The sequence below is a fragment of the Bradyrhizobium neotropicale genome, assembly GCF_001641695.1.
GTDB classification, from domain to species: domain Bacteria; phylum Pseudomonadota; class Alphaproteobacteria; order Rhizobiales; family Xanthobacteraceae; genus Bradyrhizobium; species Bradyrhizobium neotropicale.
The window spans coordinates 169,803-191,874 of record NZ_LSEF01000090.1 but is presented as its reverse complement, the minus strand read 5'-3'; the positions used below and the strand labels follow the sequence as shown (position 1 = coordinate 191,874).

The following is a 22,072-nucleotide window of genomic DNA, read 5'->3' as shown; positions in this document are numbered from 1 at the left end:
CCCTCACCCGGATGGCGCCGAGCGCGATCCGACCTCTCCCCGTAAGAACGGGGAGAGGTGAAGTACGAAGATTCAAGGAGAACGACCATGACCATCAGCCCCGTCATCCGCCTGCATCCCGATGATGGCGTGGTGATCGCGCGCGCGAGCCTGCCGCCAGGAACGGTGGTGGCAGAGGGCGTCGTGACGGTCGATCGCATTCCCTCCGGGCATAAGGTCGCGATCAAGCCGATCGTGGTGGGCGAGCCGGTCCGGCGCTACGGCCAGATCATCGGCTTCGCCACCGCGCCGATCGCGCCGGGCCAGCACGTGCACACGCAGAATTGCGGCATGGGCGATTTCTCCAAGGACTATGCCTATTGCGCCGACGTCAAGCCGACGCCCAACTTCGATCTGCCGGCGACCTTCGAGGGCATCCGCCGTCCGGACGGCCGCGTCGCGACGCGCAACTATATCGGCATCCTCACCTCGGTGAATTGCAGCGCGCATGTCGCCGGCCTCGTCGCCGACGTCTTCAAGAAGAATCCCTTCACCGGTGAAAATCCGCTGGCCGAATTCCCCAATGTCGACGGCGTGGTCGCGCTGACGCACAAGACCGGCTGCGGCATGACGCAGAACGAGCCGCTGGCGCTGCTCCGCCGCACGCTCGGCGGCTATGCGCGCCACGTCAATTTCTCCCACGTCATCGTGCTGGGCCTTGGCTGCGAAGTGAACCAGATCGGCGGCCTGATGGAGGAGCAGAAGCTCGCCGGCCGCCTGCGCGCGATGGACATCCAGGAGGTCGGCGGCACCCGCAAGACAGTGGAGGCGGGAGTTGCCTTCGTGCGCGAGGCACTGGCCGACGCCAACAAGGTCAAGCGCGAGAAGGTCGCCGCGAGCGAACTGACCGTGGCGCTGCAATGCGGCGGCTCGGACGGCTATTCCGGCGTCTCCGCCAATCCCGCGCTGGGAGCAGCCAGCGATCTGATCGTGCGTCACGGCGGCACTGTGATCCTGTCGGAGACGCCCGAGACCTACGGCGCCGAGCATCTGCTGACGCGCCGTGCCGTCAGCCGCGAGGTCGGCGAGAAGCTGGTCGACCTCATGCGCTGGTGGGAGGAATATACCGAGCGTGAAGGCGCCGAGATGAACGCCAATCCGAGCCCCGGTAACAAGGCCGGCGGCCTCACCACCATTCTGGAGAAATCGCTCGGTGCGATGGCGAAGGCCGGCACCACCAATCTCGTCGACGTGCTGCGCTATGCCGAGCCGGTGACGAAGAAGGGCTTTGTCTTCATGGACACGCCCGGCTACGATCCGGTCGCCGCGACCGGACAGGTCGCCGGCGGCGCTAACCTCGTCTGCTTCACCACTGGCCGCGGCAGCGTGTTCGGCTGCAAGCCCGCGCCGTCGATCAAGCTTGCGACCAACAGCACCATGTACAAGCGCATGGAAGAGGACATGGACGTCAATTGCGGCACCATCCTCGAAGGGTCCGAGACGGTCGAGCAATGCGGCCAGCGCATCTTCGATCTCATCCTCAAGACCGCCTCGGGCCAGCCGACCAAGAGCGAGAGCTTTGATTTCGGCGGCGCCGAGTTCGCGCCCTGGGTGATTGGCGCGACGATGTGAGGAGCGAATAGGGAATGGCGAGTAGCGAGTAGGGGTGTCCCTATCGGCTATTCGCCATTCGCCACTCACTATTCGCCTGTGCCGTAGGCACCGGCTGCCCGTTGTTAGTGCTTGATCGCGATCACCGGCGGTGTTCTGCTCAAAAAGCTGCCGGAGCACCGCAACCCGTGTCGATCTACGTCGCACTGCATCACGTCACGCACTACAAATACGACCGTCCGATCGATCTCGGCCCGCAAACCATCCGCCTGCGGCCGGCGCCGCATACGCGCACGCCGGTCCTGAGCTATTCGCTCAAGGTCACGCCATCCAATCATTTCGTGAACTGGCAGCAGGATCCGCAAGGCAACTGGCTGGCGCGCTATGTTTTTCCGGAGAAGACGACGGAGCTCAGGATCGAGGTCGACTTCACGGCGCAGATGACCGTGATTAACCCGTTCGACTTCTTCGTCGAGCCCTATGCCGACAGTTTTCCGTTCGACTATCCGAGGGATCTGAAGACCGAGCTTGCGCCCTATCTCGAAACCATCGAGCCGGGTCCTGAGTTCGCGCGATATCTCGCGGCGATCCCGCGCGAGGCCAGCAACACCGTCAACTTCCTGGTCGAGCTCAATCGCGAGCTGCAGAAGCGCGTCCGCTACATCATCCGCATGGAGCCGGGCGTGCAGACGCCGGAGGAGACGCTCACCTCCGGCGCCGGATCGTGCCGCGACTCCGCCTGGCTCCTGATCCAGACGCTGCGCCATCTCGGCCTCGCGGCGCGCTTCGTCTCCGGCTATCTCATTCAGATCCGTCCCGACATCGATCCAATCGAAGGACCACCGGAGGTGGATAACGACTTTACCGACCTGCACGCCTGGGCCGAGGTCTATCTGCCCGGCGCCGGCTGGATCGGTTTCGACGCGACCTCCGGCATGCTCGCGGGCGAGGGGCACATTCCCGTCGCCGCGACGCCGCATTATCGCTCAGCCGCGCCGATCTCCGGCAGCGCCGGCTTTGCCGAGGTCGAGTTCGCCTTCGAGATGAGCGTCCGGCGCATCCGCGAGGCGCCGCGTATCACCAAGCCGTTTTCCGATGACGCCTGGGCGCGGCTCAACGATCTCGGCGAGCAGGTCGATGGCGATCTTGCCGCCCAGGACGTTCGGCTCACCATGGGCGGCGAGCCGACCTTCGTCTCGGTCGATGATCTCGAAGCGGGCGAGTGGAATACGGAGGCGGTCGGTCCCACCAAGCGCACGCTCGCTGACGACCTGATCCGCCGCCTGCGCGCGCGCTTCGCGCCGGGCGGCCTGCTGCATTACGGCCAGGGCAAATGGTACCCCGGCGAAAGCCTGCCGCGCTGGGCTTTTGGTATCCACTGGCGCAAGGACGGCGTGCCGATCTGGAAGAACGCCGACCTCATCGCCAGGATCGAAAATCCGCGGCGACCGGAGGTCAGGGACGCCGAGGCCTTCATGGAAGGTACGGCGGCGCGGCTCGGGCTCGATCTCGGCTACATCATGCCGGCCTATGAGGACCCGTCGTACTGGCTTCAGAAGGAGGCCAATCTTCCCGTCAACGTCGATCCGTCCGACTCCAAACTGTCCGACCCGGAAGCGCGGGCACGGATGGCGCGCGTGTTCGACCAGGGCGTGGGCACGCCGCGCGGCTTCGTGCTGCCGATCCAGCGCTGGAACGCGCCGCCGCGCTGGCGCAGCGAGCGCTGGCAATTGCGGCGCAGCCATCTCTTCCTGTCGCCGGGCGATTCTCCGCTCGGCCTGCGGCTGCCGATGGGCTCGCTCGGCCATGTCCCGCCCAACCAATATCCCTACATCGTCGAGCAGGACCCGATGGAGCCGCGCGGCAAGCTGCCGGTGTTCAGCCGCATGGCGCGCCCGCCGTCGCCGCCAAGCGCTGCGCCCGACTATCTCAACACGACGATCCCCGTGCGCACCGCGATGGCGGTGGAGATCCGCGACGGCGTGCTCTGCGCCTTCATGCCGCCGGTCGAGCGCGTCGAGGATTATCTCGAGCTGATCGCAGCGCTCGAAGACACCGCCGAGGAGATGCAGCTTCCGGTGCATGTCGAAGGCTACCCGCCGCCATTCGACCCGCGCATCGAGGTGATCAAGGTGACGCCCGATCCAGGCGTGATCGAGATCAACATCCAGCCGGCGAAGAACTGGCGCGAGGCGGTCGACATCACCTCGGGCCTTTACGAGGATGCTGCGAAGGTGCGGCTCGGCGCCAATCGCTTCCTGATCGACGGCCGGCACACCGGCACTGGTGGCGGCAATCACGTCGTGGTCGGCGGCTCCAGTCCGCAGGATTCGCCGTTCCTGCGGCGGCCTGATCTCTTGAAGAGCCTGGTGCTGTATTGGCAGCGGCATCCGTCGCTGTCCTATTTCTTCTCGGGCCTCTTCATCGGCCCGACCAGTCAGGCGCCGCGCATCGACGAGGCGCGGCACGACGGCATCTATGAGCTCGAGATCGCGCTCTCGCACGTGCCGCCGCCCGGCTACCAGGCGCCGCTGTGGCTGGTGGACCGGCTGTTCCGGCATCTGCTTGTCGACATCACCGGCAATACCCATCGCGCCGAGATCTGCATCGACAAGCTCTATTCGCCGGAGGGGCCGACGGGGCGCCTCGGCCTCGTCGAATTCCGCGCGCTCGAAATGCCGCCCGATCCGCGCATGTCGCTGGCGCAGCAACTCCTGATCCGCGCGCTGATCGCAAAGCTCTGGCGCGAGCCGCAAGGCGGCAAGTTCGTTCGCTGGGGAACGGCGCTGGCCGACCGCTTCATGCTGCCTCACTTCATTTGGCTGGACTTTCTTGATGTGCTTTCTGAGTTGAAGCAATCCGGCTATCCCTTTGAGCCCGAATGGTATCTCGCCCAGCTCGAATTCCGCTTCCCCGTCTTCGGCCGCGTTCATCATGGCGGCGTGACGTTGGAATTGCGCCAGGCGCTGGAGCCCTGGCACGTCTTGGGCGAGGAGGGCTCGGCCGGCGGCACGGTGCGCTATGTTGATAGTTCGGTTGAGCGGCTTCAGGTGAAGGCGGAAGGTTTCGTCGAAGGACGCCACATCGTGACCTGCAACGGCCGCCGCCTGCCGATGACCTCGACCGGCCGCTCGGGCGAGGCCGTGGCCGGCGTCCGCTTCAAGGCCTGGCAGCCGGCCTCCGGCCTGCACCCGACCATTCCCGTCCACGCCCCGCTGACATTCGACCTGATCGACACCTGGAACGGCCGCTCGCTCGGCGGCTGCGTCTATCACGTCGCCCATCCCGGCGGGCGCAGCTACGACACCAAGCCCGTCAACACCTACGAGGCGGAGGCGCGCCGGCTGGCGCGCTTTCAGGATCACGGCCATACGCCGGGCCCGGTCCAGCCGCCGCCGGAGGAACGCACAAATGAGTTTCCGCTGACCCTCGACTTGCGAACGCCGCTCCTGCAATGAGTATGGGAACGGGGCAAGGAGAGGCGCATGGGCGAGGGCGCGACCGACGGGACTGGCGAGACGGGCAGGGCGCCCGGCCAGCGCCGGCTGGCGCAATGGGTGCGCGACTATAGCCGGCTGCCCGGCATCCCCGACGAGTTTCTCCGGCCGGACGGCGCCCCGTGTGCGGTCTGGAGCCGCTTCTTCGACGCCTTCGGGGCACTGGCGCCCGACGAGATCGAGCGCCGCTTTGGCATGGCCGATCGCCACCTGCGCGAGGCCGGCGTCACCTATCGCGCGCCCGGCGACAGCGCCGACCGGCCCTGGTCGCTCAGTCACCTGCCGCTTTTGATCGACGAGGCCGACTGGCAGCAGCTCTCGGCCGGCATCAAGCAGCGCGCAGAGCTTCTGGAGTTGGTGCTCCGGGACATCTACGGCGAGGGCCGGCTGGTTGCCGAAGGCGCACTCCCGGCTGCCGCCATCGCCGGCAGCCCCGAATATCTGCGCCCGGTCTGCGGCGTGCCGCCGCCCGGCGGACGATACCTCTCGATCTATGCCGCCGATGTCGGCCGCGGGCCCGATGGCCGCTGGTGGGTGCTCGGCGACCGCACCCAGGCGCCGTCCGGCGCGGGCTATGCGCTGGAGAACCGCCTGGTGCTCTCGCGCGCCTTTTCCGATCTCTACAAATCGATGAACGTGCCGCGCGTCGCGCCGTTCTTCGAAGCGTTCCGGGACAGTCTCCGCGCCAGCGCCGATCGCGACGAGCCGCGCATCGGCGTGCTGACGCCCGGCAGCTTCAGCGAGACCTATTTCGAGCACGCCACGCTTGCGCGCTATCTCGGCTTCCTCCTGGTCGAAGGCGACGATCTCGCCGTCAGCGACAACCGCGTCCACATCCGCACCGTCGCAGGGCTGAAGCGGCTCGACGTGCTGCTGCGCCGGGTCGATTCCAACTCGCTCGATCCGCTCGAGCTCGATGCGTCCTCGCATCTCGGCGTGCCTGGCCTGATCGACGTGCTCCGCAAGGACGGCGTCGTCGTCGCCAACATGCCGGGCTCCGGCGTCCTGGAGGCGCGCGCGCTGCTCGGCTTCCTGCCGGCGCTGAGCCGCCGCCTGCTCCGCGAAGAGCTGAAGATGCCGCATATCGCGACCTGGTGGTGCGGCCAGCGTGGGGCGCGCGATGAGGTCCTGTCGCGGCTCGACGAGGTCGCGATCGAAGGCGCCTACCGGCGCGGCGTTCCCGGATTCGAAAGCCGCGGCCCGGTGCTCGCGAGCGAGCTCGACGCAAGCGGGCGCCAACGCCTGGTCGACGCCATCACCGCGCGCGGCATGGACTATGTCGGCCAGGAGGTGGTGCGGCTCTCGACCATGCCGGTGTGGGAGCACGGCCAGATTACGCCGCGTCCCTTCGTCTTGCGCGTGTTCGCGGCGGCCACTGCCGACGGCTGGACAATCATGCCCGGCGGCTTCTGCCGGATCGCCGAGCGGGCGGATGCACGCGCGGTGTCGATGGGTGACGGCGCGCGTGCCGCCGACGTCTGGGTCGTGTCCGAGCAGCAGGTCCCGGCCGCAACGCTGCTGCCCGCGACCGACAAGGTGCGGATCCGTCGCATCGCCGGCGTGCTGCCGAGCCGTGCCGCCGACAATCTGTTCTGGCTCGGCCGCTATCTCGAACGCGCCGAGGCCACGCTGCGGCTGGTGCGCGCTCTGGGCTCGCCGAGCGGGCCCAACAAGGGCACTTCGGCCACGATGCAGTCGGCCGAGCGCATCCAGCGTCTGCTGGTGGCCTGGGGCGCGATCTCGCAGACGTCGCGCGCGGCGCCCGGACGCATCGTGGCCGAAGCGCTGCAGAGCGCGGAACGCTTCGGCTCGGCGCTGTCGCTGGTGCGCGCGGCGCAGCGCACCGCCACCTCCCTGCGCGAGCGGCTGTCGCCCGATGCCTGGCAGGTCATCACCGAGATGGCCGAGCGGCTCGCCTACGAGGTCGAGGATGACGACAGCGTGCTGAGCGCTGCCGAACTGACCCTGCAGGAGCTTGCGAGCTTTGCCGGCCTTGCGCAGGAGAACATGAACCGCGCCGCCGGTTGGCGCTTCCTCGATATCGGTCGCCGGGCCGAGCGCGCCATCAACACCACGCGCTTCGCGCGGCAGTTCGCCTTTGACGAGGCCGGCGACGAAGACCTCGATATCCTGCTGACGCTGGTCGATTGCCAGATCACGTACCGCTCGCGCTATCTGCTGGCACCGGTGCTCGCACCCGTGCGCGACCTCGCTGTGCTCGATACCTACAATCCTCGCTCGGTTGCCTTCCAGGTCGCGACGCTGAACGAGCACATCGCGGCGCTGCCAAGCCTGCGGGAGTACGGCATGATCGAGAAGCCGCAGCGGCTTGCCGTCGCGGTGCAGGCGATGCTCGCGACCGCCGAGGCCGAGAAGCTCGAGGTCAAGACCCTGTTCTCGCTGGAACAGGACCTGCTCAAGCTCGCCGACGCAATTGGGCAGCATTATTTCCCGCACGGTCCCAATGCCAGCCGGCCGGAAAAGCTCACGGGGCTGGCGTGATCTACGACATCCGCCACGTCACCACCTATGAGTATGAGAGTGCGGTCAGCTTCGCGCGCTGCACGCTGCGGCTGGAGCCGAAGAGCGGTCACGGCCAGGAGTTGATCTCGCACAGTCTCGAGATCCGTCCGCGTCCGTCAGAGCGCAACGCGCGACGCGATTTCTTCGGCACGCTGACCGAGAGCGTCGTGATCGAAGCCTCGCACCGAAACCTGCGGATCGACTCCCGCTCGCGCGTCTCGGTGTCGCGCCAGCCGCCGGCGCGCGATGCTTCGAGCCCGTCCTGGGAAAGCATCCGCGACATAGCCTTCGAGGCGACGAGCCTCGGGCCGTCCTCGCCCGTCGGCTATGTCTTTGCCAGCCCGCTGGTGCCTATTTTGCGTCCCGTCAGTGCCTATGCTGCAGAGAGCTTCGCGCCTGATACGAGTATCCTCGCAGGCGCGGTCGATCTGATGCATCGAATCCGCAACCAGTTTCGCTACGACCCGAAGGCGACCGTGATCTCGACACCGCTCAACGAAGTCTTCGACAAGCGCCACGGTGTCTGTCAGGATTTTGCCCATGTGATGATTGCCGGCCTTCGCGGGCTTGGCCTGCCTGCAGCCTATGTCAGCGGCTATTTGCGTACCATTCCGCCGCCGGGGCAGCCGCGCCTGCAAGGCGCGGACGCCACGCACGCCTGGGTGTCGCTGTGGTGCGGAGCGGAGCTTGGCTGGGTCGATTTCGATCCGACCAATGATCTCCTGGTCGCGAGCGATCACATCGTGCTCGCGGTCGGCCGTGACTTCTCCGACGTCTCGCCGGTCGACGGCATTATCGTCGGCTCGCCCAAGCAGAAGCTGGGCGTGGCTGTGGACGTATTGCTGGTGGAGTGACGGTGCGTTCACCGTCCTGCGGTGGAGATTTGGCTTGGGATTTGCCGCGCGCGACGACCGCTGTTCATTAAGCGCCTTTTAACGCTGCACCGCGATGGGATCGCGCGGTGGAATTGACGCCGCCGTCCGCAAAACCGTGCAGGCGTTCGCACGGGCAACGGGCTTCTGCAACCCTAATCCGATCAAGCGGATTTTCGTTGTCGTCGTCCACCGTCGGGCCGGTCCGCTCGCTCGTTCCAAGCGCGCTGGGCCGCGACCGCTGACGCAACGTTGCGCGGCAAAGCAATAAACATATTTTCGTAATTTCGTCCCCGAATTTGGCGAGCCGCCCCGAGATGGGCTATGCTAGTCCTCGCGTCGCGGACGGGAAGACGAGACGTCGGGAGTTGGCGTGGGACACCACCGACAACGGGGCTGCATCCATGATGACGTTACCGAGACTGGCGGCCGAGACCCTGGAGAAGTTGCTGGGCTCGTTCATGCGCCGCCGGTTCGACGAGTCCTATGCCAGGGTGCTGGAGGGCTCGACGCGCACGGCGCTGGAATGCATCGGCAACAGCGACGCGCTCTACCACAACATCGAGCATACGATGCTGGTGACGCTGGCGGGCCAGGCGATCCTGATGGGACGCAATCTCCACACGCACCTTTCGGCGGAGGACTACATCCACGTCCTCATCGCCTGCCTTGCGCATGACATCGGTTACGTGCGCGGCCTGTTCCCGGAGGATGACGAAGACGGTTTTCTGATCGATGAGGCCGGCACCAAGGTGTCACTGCCGCGCGGAGCATCGGATGCCAGTCTCATGATGTATCATGTTGATCGGTCGAAGCTTTTTGTGAGGCGGCGGCTGCCGCCGATCCGTGGCATCGACAGCGAGCGCGTCGCCCGCGCCATCGAGGGGACGCGCTTCCCGGCCCGCGAGGGCCAGGAGTATGACGAGGACGCCTCGATCCTGCGCGCCGCCGACTTCATCGGGCAACTCGGCGATCCCAACTATCTGCGCAAGGCCAATGCGCTCTATTACGAGTTCGAGGAGGTCGGCATCAATCGCCAGCTCGGCTACGACTCGCCCGCCGACATCGTGAACCGCTATCCACAGTTCTATTGGAACAGCGTCGCGCCGCACATCCAGACCGAGATCGGCTACCTCAACAAGACCGAGATCGGCCGGCAGTGGATCGCCAATCTCTACAGCAACGTCTTCCGCGCCGAACGCGACATCTCCCTGTCGGGGCCGCAGAAGTAGATGCCGTAGCCTGGATGGGCCACGGCACCGGGCAAATCCGTGAGTGCGTGATGCAACAAAAGTCCGTCATCACCGACGTTCTCGACATCGCCTATCTCGAAAACGGTCCGCCGGATGGCTGGCCCTGCATCCTGGGCCACGGCTTCCCCTACGACGTTCATGCCTATGCCGAAGCCGCGCCGCTGATCGCGCAAGCGGGCGCGCGCGTGCTGGTGCCGTATTTGCGCGGCTACGGCCCGACACGTTTCCGCACTGCCACGACGCTGCGCTCGGGCGAGCAGGCGGCGCTGGGCGCAGATCTGCTCGCCTTCATGGATGCGCTCGGGGTCGCGCGCGCCGTGGTCGGCGGCTACGACTGGGGCGGTCGCGCGGCCTGCGTGGTATCCGTGCTGCATCCGGAGCGAGTCATCGGGCTCGTCTCCGGCAATTCCTACAACATCCAGAACATCGCGCGTTCGATGGAGCCCGCTTCGCCGCCGGAGGAGGCGGCGCTCTGGTATCAATATCTTTTTCATAACGAGCGCGGACGCCGGGCGCTGGAGCGCAACCGGCGCGGCTTTGCGCGTCAGCTCTGGTCGATGTGGTCGCCGAGATGGGCGTTCGACGATGCGATCTTCGAGCGGAGCGCCGCATCCTTCGACAATCCCGATTTCGTCGACGTCGTGATCCATTCCTACCGCCACCGCTATGCGCTGGTCGCGGGCGATCCCGCCTACGCCGGGATCGAGGCGACGCTTGCAAGCCAGCCGCCGATTTGCGTGCCGACGATCGCGATCGACGGTGACAGCGACGGCGTCAACCCCGGCACCGCACATCATGCGCGCAAGTTCGAAGGCTTTTTCGAGCACCGCGTGTTCGCCGGCGCCGGCCACAATCTGCCGCAGGAGCGGCCAACCGAATGGGCGCAGGCCGTGCTGGACGTGCGGGAAGCGGCGGAACGCTCGGCCGCCTAGTCAGCCGGCCTTCCGATTTTTCGCCATCCCGGGAACCTTTTCCGATTGCAGCCGTCCAAGCTGAAGGACCGCAGATGTCTGCGGCTCGTCAGACGGAGGCTATTTATGGGTTCACAAGCGCGCAGGTTGGAGCGTGTCGCGGTGGCGCAGATGCCAAGCGAACGGCCGAGCCGGGCGGAGGTCGAGCAAGCGGTTCAGACCATGATCCGCTGGGCAGGTGATGATCCCGCGCGCGACGGTCTGCGCGAAACGCCCGATCGGGTCGCTCGCGCCTTCGAGGAGTATTATTCCGGCTATGCGCTGGATCCGACGGACATCCTGCAAAAGACCTTCGAGGAGATCGAAGGCTATGACGAGATGATCGTCCTGCGCGGCGTTCGCTTCGAGAGCCATTGCGAGCACCACATGGCGCCGATCGTAGGCCGCGCCTGGGTCGCCTATATCCCGCAAGGGCGCGTGGTCGGAATCTCCAAGCTCGCGCGGGTGGTGGATATTTATGCCAAGCGCCTCCAGATCCAGGAGAAGATGACGGCGCAGATCGCCAATACGATCAACGATGTGCTGAAGCCAGAAGGCGTCGGCGTCATCATCAAGGCGACGCATCACTGCATGACCACCCGTGGTGCGCACAAGCCCGGGACCGATCTCGTCACCAGCCGCATGCTGGGTGTGTTCCGCGACAATGCGCTGACACGCCAGGAATTGCTGGGACTGGCCAATTCGGACGCGTGATCCGCGTGGCGATAGCAAGGAGACGACGCCATGACCGAGGAGAAAAAACCGAGCGGGCCCGATCTGACGCGAGGCGTCTTGCCGACCGACTTCAAGGACGGCAAGTTGCTCGGCCATGTCGGCGACGAAGATGTGTTGCTGGTGCACCTCGGCGCGGAGGTGGTCGCGATTGAGCCCAGTTGCAGTCACTATCATGGTCCGCTCGCAGACGGGCTGGTGGTTGACGACACCATCCGTTGTCCCTGGCATCATGCCTGCTTCTCCTTGCGGACCGGCGAGGCGGTTCGCGCGCCGGCGCTCAATGCGCTGGCCGTTTGGGAGGTCGAGCGCAAGCAAGAGAGGATCGTGGTGCACCGCAAGCGCGCGGTGCCGACGCCTGCCGCCCCGCATCTGGCGGCGCCGACGCCAGACAGGTTCGTCATCGTCGGTGGCGGTGCTGCCGGATTTGCCGCGGCCGAGATGCTCCGGCGCGAGGGATTTGCCGGCGCCATCACCATGCTCAGCCATGATGGCGCGACGCCGGTCGACCGGCCGAACCTGTCCAAGGACTATCTCGCCGGCAATGCACCGGAGGACTGGCTGCCGCTTCGGCCTGAGGACTACTACCGGGATGCCTGGATCGACCTCCGCCTCAACACCGCCGTTGCCGCGATCGATCCGAAGGCGCACAGCGTAACGCTGGGCAATGGCGACAAGCTCCCGTTCGACCGGCTCCTGCTGGCAACCGGCGCCGAGCCCGTGACCTTGCAGATCCCGGGCGCCGACCAGCCGCACATCCACACGTTGCGTTCCGTTGCCGACAGCCGCGCCATCATCAAGGCCGCCGGCGGCGCCAGACGCGCGCTGGTGATCGGCGCCAGCTTCATCGGCCTCGAGGTCGCCGCCTCCTTGCTGGCGCGCAAGCTCGAGGTCCATGTGGTCGCGCCGGAGGAGCGGCCGATGGAACGCATTCTCGGACCCGAGATGGGCGATTTCGTCCGTGCGCTGCATGAGGAGAACGGCGTCAATTTCCACCTCAAGGATACGGTGGTGCGATTGGACGGCGCGCGTGCGACGCTGAAGAGCGGCGGCGTCATCGAGGCGGACCTCGTCGTGACCGGTGTTGGCGTGAGGCCTCGCCTCGGCCTTGCCGAGCAGGCGGGCCTTGCGATCGATCGTGGCCTGACGGTGGACGCCTATCTCGAAACCAGCGCGTCCGGCATCTTCGCCGCCGGTGACATCGCGCGCTGGCCTGATCCACATTCGGGCCAGAGCATCCGCGTCGAGCATTGGGTCGTCGCCGAGCGCCAGGGCCAGACTGCGGCGCGCAACATGCTGGGCCGGCGCGAGCGGTTCGACGCCGTGCCGTTCTTCTGGTCCCAGCACTATGATGTGCCGATCAACTATGTCGGTCACGCCGAAAGCTTTGACGACATCCTGGTCGATGGCAGCATCGCCGGAAAGGACTGCCTGTTGAAGTACCGCAAGGGCGGCCGCGTGCTGGCGGTCGCTTCAATTTATCGCGATCTCGACAGTCTGAAGGCCGAGCTCGAGATGGAGCGGGCGCGTACGTAGTGCGCCATTTAGTCTTGATTTGCGTCAAGGTCGGCGCGGCCGAGGGCTGTTCTGCTGGCTATTGTCCCGGCGTGGCCCGTGCTATCCTGGCGCCTGCCTCCGGGCTTCGCATGTGCGGGAGTGGCCGTCATGACAACTGCTTCGGATACGCCTCAGAATCTGGGCTTGGGCACCGGCATTGCCGCGCTGCACGGCAAATGGGGATGGATCGTCGCCCTCGGCGTCGTCTATCTCATCGCCGGCTTCATCGCGCTCGGCAGCGTGGTGATGGCGACGGTGGCGAGTGTGCTCATCGTCGGCGTGATGATGATCGTCGCCGGCGTGACCGAGGTGATCGGCGCGTTTCAGATGAAGAGCTGGGGCAAGTTTTTGATCTGGGCCCTGCTCGGCGTGCTCTATGTCATCGCGGGCTTCCTGACCTTCGAGAATCCGCTGTTCGCCGCGGTGCTGCTGACGCTCTTCCTGGGCGCGTCGCTGATCGCCTCGGGCGCCATCAGGCTGTTTCTCGCCTTCAGCATGAAGCGCGAAAGCCCCTGGGTCTGGGTGGCGCTGTCGGCCGTCATCACGCTGCTGCTCGGGTTACTGATCCTGGCGCGCTGGCCGGTGAACAGCGTCTACATCCTCGGCCTGTTCCTCGGCATCGACCTGATCATGGCGGGCGCCGGCTGGGTCAGCCTGGGCTTCAGTCTGCGGCACCGCCATTAGGCCCCGGAGGGGCATCGTCATGCGCTGGTTTCATCTCGCCGTCATCGTGCTGTTCGCTGCGGCGACGGTGCTCTTCGCCGCGCAGAATTTCGAGACGGTGACGATCTCCTTCTTTCGGCTGAACCTCAGCCTGCCGCTCGCGGTCCAGACCCTGGTGGTCTACCTGCTCGGCGCCGCGACGGGCGGCAGCCTGTTTGCCTTGCTGCGGCGCTCCTATGCCGGCTCGAAGCGAGGTGTCGGGTAGACCAGCAACTCGACGCAAGACCGTTTTGTGGAACTCCGGTGAGCTGACGCGCTGACAAAAGGCAGCACGCCGCGCATTCGCTGCGTCGCGCGAGCGATAGACCACTGGGGAGAAACCATGAAAGCCGCTTTGGCCGTGGCCGCAGCGCTTGCTGCCGTCAGTTTGTCCACGCCCGTTTCCGCGCAAAAATCCTATGGTCCCGGGGTCAGCGACACCGAGATCAAGATCGGCAACACCATGCCCTATAGCGGGCCGGCGTCGCCGCTCAGCATCACCGGCAAGGTCATCGCGGCCTATTTCGACGAGGTCAACGAGAAGGGCGGCGTCAACGGCCGCAAGCTCAACCTGCTCTCGCTCGACGATGCGTTCTCGCCGCCCAAGACCATGGAAGCAGCACGGCGGCTGGTCGAGGGCGACGGCGTCGCCTTCATCTTCGCGACCATGGGCACGGCGCCAAGTTCGGCGATCGCGAAATATCTCAACAGCAACAAGGTGCCGCAGCTCTTCCTGATCAGCTCGGCCTCGAAATGGAACGATCCAGCCAACATGCCGTGGTCGATGGCGCTGCCGTGGGCGCCGAACTACACCAGCGAGGCCGCGATCGACGTCGCCTATGCCCGCGCCAAGAACCCGAATGCGCGGTTCGCGGTGCTCTATCAGAACGACGACGCCGGCAAGGAATATCTGCGTGGCGTCAAGGAGGCGCTCGGTGCGGATGCCGACAAGGCGATTGCGATGGCCTCGAGCTTCGAGGTGACCGGTCCGACCGTCGACTCCCAGGTGCTGACGCTCGCCAACACCAAGGCGGACGTTTTCATGATCTATTCGGTGACGCCGCGCGCCTGCGCGCAGGCGATCCGAAAGGCCCATGAGGTCGGCTGGCAGCCGCAGCGCTTCCTCGCCAGCGGCTGCGCCAACAAGGCGACGGTCATGGTGCCGGCGGGGCTGGATGCCGGCAAGGGCGTGCTCTCGCTCGGCTCGCTGAAGCCGTTCGTGGCCGAGCCGAAGGACGACCCGGCGATGTCGGCCTATATCGAATTCATGAAGCGGCGCCTGCCCAGTGCCGACGTCAACAACGTCGCCGGCCTCTACGGCTACACCGTCGCCGAGGCGCTGGTGGTCGTGCTCAAGCAGTGCAAGGACAATCTGACGCGCGAGAACATCATGGCGCAGGCGGCGAACCTGAAGAAGGTGCCGCTGTCGCTTCTGATGCCGGGCATCACGCTCAATACCACGCCGCAGGATTTCCGCCCGATCAAGGACGGCTATATGCTCCAGTTCGACGGTACCGACTGGATCGTGGCGAGCGAACTGTTGCGCGGTACCTGACGCGCCGACAAGCGAACGGGAGGACGCATGGACTTTCAACACTCCGAACGTTCGCTGGAGCTCCAGGAGCGCGTCCGCCAGTTCATGCGGCAGCATGTCGAGCCGGTCGAGGAGCTCTATTACGAGCAGGTCAAGCCGGAGCCCGCGCGCTACCGGACTCCGCAGATCCTGCAGGACCTGAAGCGGCTGGCGCGCGAGCAGGGGCTCTGGAATCTGTTCCTGTCGGGCGAGCGCGGCCCAGACCTTACCAATTCAAGGCTCACCAATCTCGAATATGCGCCGGTGAAGGAGATCATGGGCCGCATCCTCTGGGCGCCCGAGGTCTTCAACTGCTCGGCGCCCGATGTCGGCAACATGGAGGTGCTTAGCCATTACGGTACGCAAGCGCAGCAGGAGCGCTGGCTGAAGCCGCTGCTGGAGGGACGCATCCGCTCCGGCTTCTCGATGACCGAGCCGCAGGTCGCCTCCAGCGATGCCACCAACATCCAATGCGAAATCCGGCGCGACGGCGACGACTACGTCATCAATGGCCGCAAGTGGTTCACCTCCGGCGCGATGAACGAGGATTGCGAGATCCTGATCGTGATGGGCAAGACCGCGCCCGATCATCCCGACCGCCACCGCCAGCAATCCATGATCCTGGTGCCGAAGGCCACGCCAGGGGTACGCATCGTGCGCGACATGCTGACATACGGCTATGACGACGCACCGGTCGGCCATCCCGAGATCGTCTATGAGAATGTCCGCGTGCCGGCCGAGAACATCCTGCTCGGCGAGGGGCGCGGCTTCGAGATCGCGCAGGGCCGGCTCGGGCCCGGGCGCATCCACCATTGCATGCGGCTGATCGGCTGCGCCCAGCGCGCACTGGAATTGATGTGCCAGCGCGCGGTCTCGCGCGTCGCCTTCGGCAAGCCGCTGGCCGAACAGGGCTCGGTACGCGAGGACATCGCCCACTCCTTCTGCGAAATCGCGCAGGCGCGGCTGCTCACGCTACAGGCCGCCGACAAGATGGACCGCGAGGGCAACAAGGCCGCGCGCGACCTGATCGCTGCGGCCAAGATCGTGGTGCCCAGCATGGCGGCGCGGGTGATCGACCGCGCCATCCAGATCCACGGCGCCGCCGGCGTCTCGCAGGACACCTTCCTCGCCCGCGCGTACGTCTACGCCCGCTTCATCCGCATCGGCGACGGCCCCGACCAGGTGCACCTCGCCGCGGTCGGCAAGGAGCTGATCAAGCGCGGCGGCGTGATCGAGTAGGGCCGTTATCCTCCCCTGACAGAAATCGCTCTGCCGCGTCCACTTCTCGGCTGGCCCACTGTGTTAAATTGCGACAAGGTCCGGCGTCGGCTCCTCCATCGACAGATGTGCCTTCGCATGCCTCTCCAATGTGCTATTCTCATCGTATAGCCCATAGGTATGCCATGGCAGGTATTGCGGAGTGGCTATCATCGATTGGTTTGGGAGAGTACGCCCAGCGTTTCGCCGAGAACGCCATCGATCTCTCGGTCGTCAGCGATCTCACGGAGCAGGACCTCAAGGACCTCGGCGTCCTACTTGGGCACCGGCGCAAAATTCTGCGCGCGATTGCAGAACTCAACAGTGAAGCTGTTGTATCAGCCCGAACGGCCGCCAAACCAGCGCCGCGGGACAGCGCCGAGCGGCGCCAACTCACGGTCATGTTTTGCGATCTCGTGGACTCGTCGGCACTTTCGGCCCGACTGGATCCGGAGGACTTGCGCTCGGTAATCGGCGCCTATCACGACTGCATCGCGGATGTTATCGCCCGGAATGAGGGCGTCATCGCGCGGTACATGGGGGATGGCGTGCTTGCTTATTTCGGCTATCCCCAGGCCCACGAGGACGATGCCGAGCAGGCGACACGCGCGGGGCTGTCGCTGGTCGATGCCGTGGCCAGTCTCCAGACAGATATCGGTACGAAACTACAGGTCCGCGTTGGCATCGCCACCGGAATGGTCGTCGTGGGCGATCTGACCGGTGAAGGCGCTGCCAAGGAGCAGGCGGTGATTGGTGAAACGCCGAATCTGGCTGCTCGCCTGCAGCAGTTCGCCGAGCCCGGTATGGTGCTGATCTCCGAGAGTACGCACCAGCTCACCGATGGGTATTTCGAGTACCGTGATCTCGGTTCTGTCACTCTCAAAGGTTGGGCTGTGCCGATACCTGCCTGGCAGGTGCTCGGGATAAGCGGAGTGGAAAGCCGCTTCGAGGCGCAGCACAAGACTCGATTGACACCGCTCATCGGGCGTGACGAGGAGGTCGAGCTGCTGTCGCGGCGCTGGCGGCATGCCGCGTCAGGCGAAGGCTGCGTTGTGGTTCTAACTGGAGAGCCAGGCATCGGTAAGTCGCACATCGCGCTGGCGCTTCAAGAGCGGCTTCGAGCCGAACCACACATTACGGTGCGTCATTTCTGTTCGGCGCACCATACCAACAGTGCGCTGTTTCCATTCATCGCCAACCTCGAACGTGCTGCCCGGTTCGAGCGAGGCGAGACGCCGTCTGAGAAGTTTGCCAAGCTGGAAACCCTGCTCTTGCGGTCCGGTGCTGACCCAGACCTTGTGGTGCCGGCTCTGGCCAACCTTCTGTCGGTGCCGGTCAGCGACCGCTACCGCCTGCCTGAGCTGAGTCCGCAGAAGCGCAAGGAGGTGACGCTGGCGGCGTTCTTGGCTCAGCTCGAGGCATTGTCGGCGCGACAGCCAGTGTTCATCATCTTTGAAGATGCCCATTGGGCGGACCCGACTTCGCTGGAGCTGCTCACGGTTGCGCTGGAAAAGCTGCCGCGGCTTCGAGTGCTGCTGCTCGTCACGGCGAGACCGGAGTTCACGCCGCCGTGGCCTGGTCATGCACATGTGACGACGATTTCGCTCACACGACTGAGCCGGCGCAACGGGGCGGCACTGGTCGAGCGCGTCACCGCGGGCAAGACACTCCCGGAGGAGGTCATGGACCAAATCCTCGCCCGTACCGATGGCGTGCCCCTGTTCGTCGAGGAACTGACCAAGGCCGTGCTCGAAACCGGACTGTTGCAGGAGAGGGACGACCATTACACGCTCAGCCATCCGCTACCCTCGATGGCGATTCCGACGACATTGAGCGCATCGCTGATGGCCAGACTCGACCGGCTGGCCCCGGTGAAGTACGTGGCTCAGATCGGCGCCGTCGTAGGACGCGAATTCTCCTACGAACTGCTGAGCGCCGTTGCCGAGTTGCCAAGGCAGACGCTTGAGGAGGCGCTTGCCCAGTTGGTCCGGGCGGAGTTGATATTCTGCCGGGGCGAGATTCCCCGGGCAGTCTATACCTTCAAGCATGTGCTCGTGCGGGACGCTGCCGAATCCGGACTGCTGAAGAGTCGACGCGCGGCGCTGCATGCCACCATCGCAGACGTCTTCGAGCAACGGTTCCCGGAAATCGTGGAGGCTCAACCCGAGACTCTCGCGCTCCACCTTACGGAAGCCGGACTGTTCGAAAAGGCCGGGAAATATTGGCTCCAGGCGGGCAAGAAGGCGGCCACGCGCTCCGCCAACCTCGAAGCCATCGCACACTTGCGGAAAGGCATCGAGGTCTCCGCTCATTTGGCCGACGGCGTACCGAAGGACAGGCTGGAGCTCGATTTCCAATTCGCGTTGGGACCCTGCCTGATCGCTACCCAGGGGCCGGCCGCGCCCCATGCGGTAGCGACCTTCGCTCGTGCGCGCGAGCTCTGCCAGCGTCTCGAAGATCCGCCCGAGCACCTGCAAATCATGTTTTGGTTGACCACCGCGAGTGTCATTCGTGGTGAGTTGCCGGTTGCCGAGGAAATGATCGCGGCGCTGCTCGATCTCGCGGAGACACGGAACGATCGACCGACATTGCTCAATGCGATGCGTGGGCAAGGGATGATTCGCCTTTTCATGGGACATCTCACAGGCGCCCACGAAGTGATCGAACGGGCCTACGAAGCGTTCGAGGCGAGCAGTGAGCAGGACAGATTGGCGGCGCGTGCCGCCGGCCAGGATGCGGGCGTGGCCGACCTTGCCCTGATGTCATGGACACTCTGGCTGCTGGGCCGCACCGATACGGCGCTCGCACGTCTAAATGCCGCCATTCAGCGCGCCGACGCCATTGGTCATCCGCATTCGCAGGCCTATGGATGCTATTATGCGTCCATTCTCTACGCTCTTCGAGGCGAATTCCTGATTGCACGCCGCTATGCCGAGCGTTGCCTCACCCTGTCGGAAGAGCACGGATTTCGGCAGTGGCGAGGATTGGCGCGCGCCGTTCGAGGGATAAGCGCCACCTTCCTTGATCCTTCGTCCGCTGCGCTCGCGGAAATCCAGACTGCAATGAACGAATATCGCAGCGCGGGCTATCAGCTCGGCATCACGGCGCTGTACGTGCTCCTGAGTCCGGCCCTGTTGTCGAGCCATCAAGGCGAGGCGACGCTGGAGCTGATTGAGCAGGGCCTCGCCACAACCAGCCGCAATAGCGAACGGATATTCGAGGCCGAACTGTATCGACTGAAAGCCCGAGTGTTGCTCGTCCGCGCGGAACCGGAAGCCAGCACCGAGGCGCAATCACTGTTCGATCACGCATTGACGACTGCGAGGAGCCAACAAGCCAAGGCTCTCGAACTTCGAGTTGCGATGGACCTTGCCGCCTTGTGGTTTGATCAGGGCAGGCGCGAGGAAGCGCTCGACCTGCTGGCACCCATCTACGGCTGGTTCACCGAGGGCTTCGAAACGCGGGATCTAAAGCAAGCAAAGGCGTTGCTCGACCGGCTGCGGTAATTCTGCTTGAACGACAGACATGGTGGCCTCGCTTGGCAAGTCGCAAAGCCACTTACCTTGGCGTCAAGCATCCAATCGCTTGCGATAGTTTTGATAGGTATCTTGTGCCTCTCGCCACCCATCCTTGTCGTTCTCCGCCGGATTCTCGTTTATGAAACGTGGCCCGGCACGCGCCGGTCGTGTTCGATGAAGAGAGCCAACGAAGCGCGGGCAGCTGCTGGTATTGCTGCCCGTTCGCTCCAGCCGAAGCGGCGGCCAGCGGGGGGCATCCAGCACCAAAGTGAGCTTGGCACACGTCCGATTGATCCAGATCAATGACTGGGTCTGCCTACCGTTGCGCCGCCCGCAGATAAGTCTTCAGGGCCTGGCGTAGTGTCGGGAGGATCCATGTTTCATGTTCCGGCCGGTAGAGACCGGCTTCACGAAACCACTCGAGAAATTCGGCCTTGCGCCCGGCGAGTATCAGGGACGCTCCGCGCGCTTCCAGCCTTTCCCGCAAATCGCGAAGCGCATACAGGCCGGTCGTGTCGATCTGGCTGACTGGAATTGCATCAATCACAAACCATCGAAGGTCCGGGCCTGCGGCCTCGGCTACCGCAAGCGCCCTCATCTTGAAGTAATCGGAATTGAAGAAGGTCAGCGGGCCATCGAAGCGGTAGAGCACGAGACCCGGAAACGTTCTGGCGTTCGGATGTCGTTCGATCGAATGCAGACCGGGAAGCCCTTCGACTGTTCCCAGGACTTCGTCCCTCGGCCGTGCGGTCAGCTTGACGAAGCGGACCAGAGCCAGCCCCACCGCGATGAGAATTCCGTTGATGGCGCCCAGCGCGACCACTCCCAGCGTAGTGATCACGGCGAGGCCGACCTCGGTTCGATCGATGCTCCAGATTTCGCGTAGCGTTCGTATGTCGAAGAGCGAAATTGAAGCGAAAACAAGCAGCGCGCCCAAGGCAGCAATCGGCACGTATCGCAAGGGGCCGGTCAAAAACAGCAACACTGCGGTGATCGTGACCGCAGCGACCAGGCCGGTCACCTGGGTGCGGCCGCCGGCTGCAACGGCTACCGCCGTGCGCGAGTCGGCGCCGGTTACGGCGAATCCTTGAGACAAGGCGGAGGCGAGATTCGCAGCACCAAAGGCTGCCAATTCACGATCAGCGTCGATCTCGTACCCACCCTTCGACGCAAAGCTGCGCGCCGTCAGCATGCCGCTCGAAAACAGCACGAGAGCGAGCCCCGCCGCGCTGCCAAGGAGGGATGGTATGTCGTCTTCTGGAAATCTGGGCCATCGCAACGGCGGCGCACCCCCAGGAACCGGCCCCAGAATCGCTACGCCATACCGGTCGAGCCCGAACAGGGCGACCGCAGCGCCGGCGGCGATCAATATGATCGGAGCAGTCGGAAGTCGCGGCACCCAGCGCGCCAGCCCAAACAATATTGCCAGGCTTGCCGCTCCCACGATCAGCGTCGGAACCTGCGTCTGGGGAAGCTTGGCGAAGATCTCGAGCAGTTGCGGAACGATCCTTTTGGATTCGATGGAAAAGCCGAGAAGCTTGCCGGCTTGCCCGAGGCAGATCGAAATTGCGACGCCGTTCAAAAGTCCGACAAGGATCGGCTTGGAGAGAAATTCCGCCAGCGCTCCGAGCCGGAAAAAACTCGCTGCAATGCAGAACATGCCGGCCAGAAACGTAACTGCAACCGACAGCGACCAGTATAATTCGGCATTTCGACCCGCCAGCGGAGCCACCGCAGCAGCGACCATGGCGCACACCGCGGCATCGGGATTGACGATCATCTGCCGTGAGGTGCCGAAGATGGCGTACGCGACCAGCGGCAGAATGCTCGAATAAAGCCCCACGACGGGATTGAAGCCCGCCAGCTGCGCGTAGGCGATCGCGACCGGCAACGCCACTGCGGCAACAGAGACCCCTGCCAACAGATCATGCCGAAAGTCTTCGGCAAAACTGTAGGACAAGAGCTTTGTCAATCCGGGTGCAATACGCGTCAGAAGGTCAATCATGCCGGATCACGGGTAGAGATGCGCCGGGCGCAAGCCACGCAAG

At 64.9% G+C, this 22,072-nt stretch carries 14 protein-coding genes; 13 read left to right on the top strand and 1 reads right to left on the bottom strand.

Annotation, left to right across the window (positions count from 1 at the left end; translation table 11 throughout):
* The first annotated feature begins 87 nt into the window (after nucleotides 1-87).
* The 13 genes from AXW67_RS29940 (at nucleotide 88) to AXW67_RS29880 (ending at nucleotide 20,012) form a co-directional block, all read left to right on the top strand.
* Nucleotides 88-1,611 carry a UxaA family hydrolase gene (locus AXW67_RS29940; protein ID WP_063680785.1) on the top strand — a complete coding sequence of 508 codons (1,524 nt, stop codon included), beginning with the start codon at nucleotides 88-90 and terminating at the stop codon, nucleotides 1,609-1,611.
* A 167-nt stretch (nucleotides 1,612-1,778) separates the two neighbouring features.
* Nucleotides 1,779-5,048 carry a transglutaminase family protein gene (locus AXW67_RS29935; RefSeq protein ID WP_063680784.1) on the top strand — a complete coding sequence of 1,090 codons (3,270 nt, stop codon included), beginning with the start codon at nucleotides 1,779-1,781 and terminating at the stop codon, nucleotides 5,046-5,048.
* A gap of 27 nt (nucleotides 5,049-5,075) precedes the next feature.
* Entirely contained in the window at nucleotides 5,076-7,589 is a 2,514-nt protein-coding gene (locus tag AXW67_RS29930; RefSeq protein ID WP_063680783.1) for a circularly permuted type 2 ATP-grasp protein, read from the top strand.
* Nucleotides 7,586-8,464 carry a transglutaminase family protein gene (locus tag AXW67_RS29925; protein ID WP_063680782.1) on the top strand — a complete coding sequence of 293 codons (879 nt, stop codon included), beginning with the start codon at nucleotides 7,586-7,588 and terminating at the stop codon, nucleotides 8,462-8,464. Before AXW67_RS29930 ends, AXW67_RS29925 begins: the two co-directional genes overlap by 4 nt.
* Before the next feature lie 422 nt (nucleotides 8,465-8,886).
* On the top strand, nucleotides 8,887-9,714 hold the full coding sequence (locus AXW67_RS29920; RefSeq protein WP_063680781.1) for an HD domain-containing protein: 828 nt from the start codon (nucleotides 8,887-8,889) through the stop codon (nucleotides 9,712-9,714).
* Between the two features lie 50 nt (nucleotides 9,715-9,764).
* Nucleotides 9,765-10,667: an alpha/beta fold hydrolase gene (locus tag AXW67_RS29915; RefSeq protein ID WP_063680780.1), complete on the top strand. Its 903-nt coding sequence runs from the start codon at nucleotides 9,765-9,767 to the stop codon at nucleotides 10,665-10,667.
* Nucleotides 10,668-10,772: 105 nt separating this feature from the next.
* A complete protein-coding gene (gene folE / locus AXW67_RS29910) occupies nucleotides 10,773-11,399 on the top strand; it encodes a GTP cyclohydrolase I FolE (protein WP_063680779.1) in 627 nt (208 codons plus the stop codon).
* Nucleotides 11,400-11,429: 30 nt separating this feature from the next.
* Complete coding sequence (locus AXW67_RS29905; protein ID WP_063680778.1) at nucleotides 11,430-12,953, top strand: FAD-dependent oxidoreductase; 1,524 nt, start codon at nucleotides 11,430-11,432, stop codon at nucleotides 12,951-12,953.
* A 129-nt stretch (nucleotides 12,954-13,082) separates the two neighbouring features.
* Nucleotides 13,083-13,658 carry an HdeD family acid-resistance protein gene (locus tag AXW67_RS29900; protein WP_063680777.1) on the top strand — a complete coding sequence of 192 codons (576 nt, stop codon included), beginning with the start codon at nucleotides 13,083-13,085 and terminating at the stop codon, nucleotides 13,656-13,658.
* A 19-nt stretch (nucleotides 13,659-13,677) separates the two neighbouring features.
* Nucleotides 13,678-13,902: a LapA family protein gene (locus AXW67_RS29895; RefSeq protein WP_063680776.1), complete on the top strand. Its 225-nt coding sequence runs from the start codon at nucleotides 13,678-13,680 to the stop codon at nucleotides 13,900-13,902.
* A gap of 117 nt (nucleotides 13,903-14,019) precedes the next feature.
* Nucleotides 14,020-15,231, top strand: coding sequence for an ABC transporter substrate-binding protein (locus AXW67_RS29890; RefSeq protein ID WP_063680775.1), 1,212 nt, complete (start codon nucleotides 14,020-14,022; stop codon nucleotides 15,229-15,231).
* 27 nt (nucleotides 15,232-15,258) lie between these two features.
* A complete protein-coding gene (locus AXW67_RS29885) occupies nucleotides 15,259-16,488 on the top strand; it encodes an acyl-CoA dehydrogenase family protein (protein WP_063680774.1) in 1,230 nt (409 codons plus the stop codon).
* Nucleotides 16,489-16,652: 164 nt separating this feature from the next.
* Nucleotides 16,653-20,012 (top strand): adenylate/guanylate cyclase domain-containing protein, encoded by a 3,360-nt coding sequence (locus tag AXW67_RS29880; RefSeq protein WP_063680773.1) that lies wholly within the window; start codon nucleotides 16,653-16,655, stop codon nucleotides 20,010-20,012.
* Nucleotides 20,013-20,340: 328 nt separating this feature from the next.
* Here the strand turns inward: AXW67_RS29880 and AXW67_RS29875 are convergent, their stop codons facing one another.
* Nucleotides 20,341-22,029 carry a SulP family inorganic anion transporter gene (locus tag AXW67_RS29875; protein WP_063680772.1) on the bottom strand — a complete coding sequence of 563 codons (1,689 nt, stop codon included), beginning with the start codon at nucleotides 22,027-22,029 and terminating at the stop codon, nucleotides 20,341-20,343.
* Nucleotides 22,030-22,072 lie beyond the last annotated feature (43 nt).

Coding starts and splice junctions, on each gene's coding strand:
- AXW67_RS29905 (WP_063680778.1), top strand. CDS start 11,430: ATGACCGAGGAGAAAAAACCGAGCGGGCCCGATCTGACGCGAGGCGTC.
- AXW67_RS29940 (WP_063680785.1), top strand. CDS start 88: ATGACCATCAGCCCCGTCATCCGCCTGCATCCCGATGATGGCGTGGTG.
- AXW67_RS29885 (WP_063680774.1), top strand. CDS start 15,259: ATGGACTTTCAACACTCCGAACGTTCGCTGGAGCTCCAGGAGCGCGTC.
- AXW67_RS29895 (WP_063680776.1), top strand. CDS start 13,678: ATGCGCTGGTTTCATCTCGCCGTCATCGTGCTGTTCGCTGCGGCGACG.
- AXW67_RS29900 (WP_063680777.1), top strand. CDS start 13,083: ATGACAACTGCTTCGGATACGCCTCAGAATCTGGGCTTGGGCACCGGC.
- AXW67_RS29890 (WP_063680775.1), top strand. CDS start 14,020: ATGAAAGCCGCTTTGGCCGTGGCCGCAGCGCTTGCTGCCGTCAGTTTG.
- AXW67_RS29915 (WP_063680780.1), top strand. CDS start 9,765: ATGCAACAAAAGTCCGTCATCACCGACGTTCTCGACATCGCCTATCTC.
- AXW67_RS29875 (WP_063680772.1), bottom strand. CDS start 22,029: ATGATTGACCTTCTGACGCGTATTGCACCCGGATTGACAAAGCTCTTG.
- AXW67_RS29920 (WP_063680781.1), top strand. CDS start 8,887: ATGATGACGTTACCGAGACTGGCGGCCGAGACCCTGGAGAAGTTGCTG.
- AXW67_RS29930 (WP_063680783.1), top strand. CDS start 5,076: ATGGGCGAGGGCGCGACCGACGGGACTGGCGAGACGGGCAGGGCGCCC.
- folE (WP_063680779.1), top strand. CDS start 10,773: ATGGGTTCACAAGCGCGCAGGTTGGAGCGTGTCGCGGTGGCGCAGATG.
- AXW67_RS29880 (WP_063680773.1), top strand. CDS start 16,653: ATGGCAGGTATTGCGGAGTGGCTATCATCGATTGGTTTGGGAGAGTAC.